We start from the raw sequence: 5006 nt of genomic DNA, 5'->3' as shown, positions 1-5006 counted from the left end.
CTTGAAAACCGGGCTGTTCCGTTTGTAGGAAGCACGTGGTTGGGTCCAGCAAAATAATCACCCACAGGTTCACTACTGTAAGGGCCTAAGAAAATAGCGCCTGCATGTTTGATCTTACCTAACTGCTGAAAAGGATCCGTGGTAAGGACTTCCAGGTGCTCAGGAGCGATATCGTTTACAGTATCCACTGCTTCTTCCCAAGTATCGCAAATGATGATCATTCCATAATCTTGGACACTTTGGCTTGCAATCTCTTTACGTGGAAGGTCGGCTAACTGTTTAACGACTTCTTTTTGCACATCTTCTGCTAACGATTGGCTTGTCGTAACGAGAACGCTTGAGGAACGGGCGTCATGTTCTGCTTGAGACAGGAGGTCAGCCGCAATTTCAGAAGCTTTTGCGGTATCATCGGCGAGCACAGCGATCTCACTTGGTCCTGCAATCATATCAATATCGACGTCACCGAACACTTCCCGCTTCGCAAGAGCGACGAATACATTTCCTGGTCCTGTGATTTTGTCTACAGCAGGGATGGTTTCTGTACCATAAGCCAAAGCTGCAATCGCTTGAGCTCCGCCGACTTTATAAACATCCTCTACACCTAAAATGTGGGCAGCTAACAGGACGCCATCCGGTACTTTTCCGTCCTCTCCTGGAGGAGTAACCATCACGACGCGTTCGACCCCTGCAACCTGAGCGGGGATGATATTCATAAATACGGAAGAGGGATAGGCAGCCGTGCCTCCAGGTACATAGACACCTGCCGCATCAAGCGGCGTGACTTTTTGTCCAAGAATAGTCCCATCTTCAGCTGTATCGAACCATGACTGAGAAGATTGCTTTTCATGAAATGAGCGGATATTATTCGCTGCTTCCTCGAGAATTTCGACGAACTCGCCATCCATGGAAGCATAAGCTTGCTCCAACTCATCCTTCGTAACTTTGTAGCTTTCAAGCTTCACCCCATCAAACTTTTCCGTATAGGCGAGGACAGCTTTGTCACCATTCGTTTTAACATCTTGGAGAATGGATTGCACCGTTTTGCGCTGCTCCTCAGTGCCCTGATCCACGCGGCGCCGTAAAGAAACTCGATCCCTTTTCGTCATGATTTTCATGATTCATTGCCCTCCATGACTTCACTCAATTTCGTAACCATTTGATCAATTTCATCACTTTTCAGTCGGTAGCTGACTGGATTGACGATTAAACGTGAAGTGATATCAGCAATTTTCTCATACTCTACAAGCCCATTTTCTTTCAATGTACGTCCCGTTGATACGATATCTACGATTCTGTCCGCAAGACCAATAAGAGGAGCAAGTTCAATCGACCCGTTTAATGGAATGATCTCAATCTGCTCTCCTTGCTCGCGAAAATAATCCGAGGCGACTTTCGGATATTTCGTGGCAATCTTCGGTGCGATTCGGCTGAGTGGTTGATTTGGAAGTCCAGCGACGGCTACATAACAAGGACTAATTTTCAAATCCAAAACTTCATAGACATCACGATCCTGCTCTAACAGCACATCTTTACCCGCAATGCCGATATCAGCTGCGCCGTACTCTACATAAGTGACGACATCCATCGGTTTCGCCATCATCACTTGGATGTTCTGTTCAGGAAATTCTAAAATGAGTTTTCGGGACTTTTCCAAATCAGCACCAAGCTCATATCCCGCTTGCTTCATGAGCTCGGCGGCTTCTTCATAAATACGCCCTTTCGGCATCGCGATGGTGAGACGCTTATTCATTGAGCTCACCTCCAGCTTTTGTGTAATTAAAGGTTTGGTTTAAATCTTTTTGAAAAGCAAGTACATCAGGGATTTGGTCGACATGCTGCAACAGAACGGCATATCCTTGGCGTCGCAAATCATTGGCTTTGGCCATTCCTTTTGCAAAGGAGTCATCATCCACAATAATTCCGATTCGGTCATCTTCGTCTTCCTGTTCATTCAATGCTTCAACAAGTCTCTCAAGATGGACGGCGAATCCTGTCGCTGATGCGTTCAATTGGAAAGAAGGAAGCAACGTATCGTAACGTCCTCCGTTACAGAGAAGAGCCCCAAGATGAGGAGCATATCCTTCAAATAAAATTCCTGTGTAATAATCCATATGGCTGATCAAATTCAAATCGAAGTGAATATAATTTTCTACTCCATACTGCTTCAAGACACGATGCAACTGCTTTAACTCATTAACCGCCTGCATACAAGATTGATTCCTTGCCAGTGAGCGACTGGATTCGAAAATCTCTTCGCCTCCTCTCAATGACAACAATTGCAATAATGCTTGCTTTTTGTCCTCACTGATCGGAAGTGACTTCAGCGCTTCCCGATAGCCGACGTAATTTTTGCGATACAAATAATGAAGCAGGTTTTCTATAGTCTCATCGTCATCTCCCAGAAGATCACTGAAGAATGCTTTCACATAACCGATATGCCCAACGGTAATGACGAAATCATCCAGGCCTGTTTGTTTTAAGGATTCAACCAAAAGAGCGATGATTTCAGCATCTGCGTATGCCGAGTGATCACCAATCAGCTCTGTCCCTACTTGTTCGAACTGAGCTGGCTTTCCGCCTTCCGTCTGCTGCGCGCGGAACACCGGTCCGTCATAGGCAAGCCTCAATGGATACTCAGAATTTTTTAATTGAGAAGCAGCTACCCGAGCGATCGGTGCCGTCATATCCGGTCTAAGGACAAGCGTATGTCCTTGCTGGTCCAACAATTTGAACAATTGCTGGTCAAGAGTGGCACTCACTCTTCCCACTGTTTCGTGGTATTCCATGAGGGGAGTATCCATAAAGGAATACCCATAGGAAAGAATGGCCTCAGATAGTTGTTTTCTCGCTTTTGCTTTCTGCCTATAAAAAAAGGGAAGCGTGTCTCGCATTCCCAAAGGTTTTTCAAACATTAACCGTTTTACCAATGGAACTCATTCCTTTCGAATTTCGACAAATCCTTTAGCTTGCTAATATGCTAACATGATAAAGATATAGCGTCAATCTTCTAATCTTCCAAGGTTTACCCTCTTTTATCATATCAGAAAAGTGCGAAAAATGAGGAAATATGGCCATAAAAAAGCCGTCTCTGTATTATCTTTCATCAGAGACGGAAAGTGATACGTCAGTGCAGCACTTTATTGAAACGTAATATTTCCTCAGAATATTGAAGGCTTTTCGGAGAGTCCATCGGTTCTTCTTCAGAATAGCTGTTATGCACGTAAAGCTCTGCAACTTTCTGATTACGTGTACTTTTTCCACCAGCTTCCAGCGCTACAACCGCCTCGTACAGGACGGCCATCCTTTCAGCAATCTTCTTACTATAGAAAGTCTGTACATCCGAGCCTTTTTGTAAAACCTCTCCAATCCAAGCAGTTAAGATTTTCAATTCGCTTTTCACTATTCCCACTTCCTTCGATAATACATGGACGGAGGAAAGTCTTTGATTCATCTCTTCAAAGAAATGCTCATGTGCCCCAAACTTATGAAGAAGACGCAACACTTCTAAACCAAGTATATTTGCTGTCCCTTCCCAGACGGTCAACACTTGAGCATCTCGCAACAGCCTTGGAGTGACAAAATCTTCAATGTATCCATTTCCACCGTGCATCTCTAAAGATTCATGAGCAAAGTGAACAGCTTGTTCGGCCGTTTCTTTTTTCATGATGGCAATCCTGAGTCGGTTCATTACTCGCGTTGCATCACCTTCCTTTTCAGGCTCACGGGCAGCTTCATCAAAAAAACCGATCATATCAAAGACGGTCCTCATTTCAACTTCTTGTTTTACACACATTTTCACGAGTGAGTCTTTGATCATCGGGTATTGAATCAATGACTGCCCAAATGCTTTTCTCTGTTGGGCATACGTGTAGGCTTCTGTGTAAGCCCGTCTCATGATGCCGATGGATGCAACAGCATTACATACACGAGATAAATTGAGAGCCTCCATCATGTAGTAGAAGCCTTGGTCAGCTTTTCCGACCAGGTAAGCTTTTGCCCCATTAAATTCAACTTCAGCAGATGGTACCGCCCGGACCCCTAGTTTATCTTTCAATCTGCGAATCTGAATCCCATTCAACGTCTCATCCTCGTGTCTCCAAGGAACGAGGAAAAGGCTAAGTCCTTTTGTTCCTTTCGGTGAGCCTTCTATTCTTGCAAGCACCATGGCGACTCCACACGCGCCTGCATTACTGGCAAAATATTTTTCTCCATAAAGCTGATAGCAGCTGTCTTCGGAAACAGCCTTTACCTCATTCGCCCCAACGTCAGAACCACCTTGACGCTCTGTCAAAAACGTCGCCCCTTCGTAGAGCTCCGTTTCTCCAGTAGACGCAACATGTGGGAGGTAAGCAGCTTTTAATTCTTCATCAGCATAATGTTCAATTAAATAAGCGGTGGCCATAGTTAAAGTGACAGGACAATAAAATCCAGGCTCTGATTGAGACAGAAGGTACCCTTGCGCATAAGAGTAGAGGTAGTTGCCCCTTCTCCCCAGCTCTGGAATCGGCTTATGCAAATAACCGACAATTCCTTCCCCATACGTATCTGCAATTGTCTGTTTATATCCTTCATTGAGCCAAACCTCGGAGATGTCCTCGCCCATTTTGTTATATTTGATCAGCTTCGGCTGTCCTTCTCGATCCGTATGAACCGCTCTTTCATCAATTTCATTCGCACACATCTCTCCGAATCGGTGGAGTTGCTCGTGCGCCCACGGCCAAAAAGACTGATCAAATTTTTGTTCCATAATATCCTGAAGAACTGGATCATTTTCATAAAAATTCATAGAATCCCCCTTTATGCCTGACGCGCTTTTTCACGAAGGTGATTTTTTAATAACTTACCAGTTGCATTCCTCGGCAATTCACTCATCTCTTCATACAACCGAGGAACCTTATAGTCCGCCACTCTAGCATGTAAATATTGACGGCACTCCCCTTCGAGATCTTCGATCGTTCCGTCCTGGACAACGAATGCTTTTACCGTTTCTCCCCAATAGGCATGAG

4 protein-coding genes and 1 pseudogene are annotated in these 5006 nt (G+C 44.8%); all 5 read right to left on the bottom strand.

All coding sequences use genetic code 11. The annotated features are described in order from the left end of the window. The coding region (gene hisD / locus LD39_RS07345; protein WP_035544645.1) for a histidinol dehydrogenase at positions 1-1115 on the bottom strand (1115 nt) is incomplete at its 3' end. Beyond that, the gene (gene hisG / locus LD39_RS07340; RefSeq protein WP_035544642.1) at positions 1112-1750 is read right to left on the bottom strand and encodes an ATP phosphoribosyltransferase; all 639 of its coding nucleotides are present in this window, start codon (positions 1748-1750) and stop codon (positions 1112-1114) included. The genes hisD and hisG, both read right to left, overlap by 4 nt. After that, entirely contained in the window at positions 1743-2927 is a 1185-nt protein-coding gene (locus LD39_RS07335) for an ATP phosphoribosyltransferase regulatory subunit (protein WP_035544639.1), read from the bottom strand. Before LD39_RS07335 ends, hisG begins: the two co-directional genes overlap by 8 nt. Before the next feature lie 197 nt (positions 2928-3124). Further along, complete coding sequence (locus LD39_RS07330) at positions 3125-4786, bottom strand: acyl-CoA dehydrogenase family protein (protein WP_035544637.1); 1662 nt, start codon at positions 4784-4786, stop codon at positions 3125-3127. Positions 4787-4797: 11 nt separating this feature from the next. After that, a pseudogene (locus LD39_RS07325) lies at positions 4798-5006 on the bottom strand (long-chain fatty acid--CoA ligase); the annotation flags it as partial.

The sequence above is a fragment of the Halobacillus sp. BBL2006 genome (genome assembly GCF_000786645.1).
Classification (GTDB): Bacteria; Bacillota; Bacilli; order Bacillales; family Halobacillaceae; genus Halobacillus.
This window is presented reverse-complemented; position numbering and strand designations above follow the sequence as displayed.